This is a genomic window from Clostridium chrysemydis, from assembly GCF_015234215.1.
GTDB lineage: Bacteria > Bacillota > Clostridia > Clostridiales > Clostridiaceae > Clostridium > Clostridium chrysemydis.
Genome location: NZ_JADEKP010000025.1, coordinates 1 through 696, shown reverse-complemented (window position 1 = coordinate 696; position 696 = coordinate 1). Strand labels below are relative to the sequence as shown.

Here is a 696-nt window from a genome sequence, read left to right as displayed (position 1 = left end):
CGTAGGAGAACCTGCGGCTGGATCACCTCCTTTCTATGGAGAAATCTGATTAACAAGATGATTAATCAGTACAGCCAAAAAATCAAAATCTCGATTTCTTATTCGAAAGAGATTGGGTTTGTATTATTCTGTTCACTTTTGAGAGATCATTATCTCTTTGTATGTGGGGGTATAGCTCAGTTGGGAGAGCACCTGCCTTGCACGCAGGGGGTCAGGAGTTCGAATCTCCTTACCTCCACCACATATGGGTCTATAGCTCAGCTGGTTAGAGCGCACGCCTGATAAGCGTGAGGTCGGTGGTTCGAGTCCACTTAGACCCACCACATTGTTCTTTGAAAATTGCACATAGTTAAATATTAGTTGATACAACAAGCCAAGAAAAATGTATTTAAATATACTATTCTTTGTAACATATATCTAAGATTGCAAAATCTTAAAAATGACTAAATGTTAGTGTAGCTAGAAGCGAGTAGTACAAAGAAAACAAGAAGCGAGGAACGGAGTTTATTTATATAAATGAGTACCGAAGCGACGAAGTTTTCAAAGTAATGCGAAGCTTATAGCAAACAAAGGTCAAGCTACAAAGGGCGTATGGTGAATGCCTTGGCATCAGGAGCCGATGAAGGACGTGATAAGCTGCGATAAGCTTCGAGTAGGCGCACATAGCCAGAGATTCGAAGATTTCCGAATGAGGGA

At 41.1% G+C, this 696-nt stretch carries 2 tRNA genes and 1 rRNA gene; all 3 read left to right on the top strand.

Features of this window, described 5'->3' with window-relative positions:
- Positions 1-165: 165 nt before the first annotated feature.
- A tRNA-Ala gene (locus tag INR60_RS17170) sits at positions 166-241 on the top strand.
- A gap of 5 nt (positions 242-246) precedes the next feature.
- Positions 247-323: transfer RNA gene (locus tag INR60_RS17165), tRNA-Ile, on the top strand.
- A gap of 248 nt (positions 324-571) precedes the next feature.
- Positions 572-696 (top strand): 23S ribosomal RNA (locus INR60_RS17160); the annotation flags it as partial.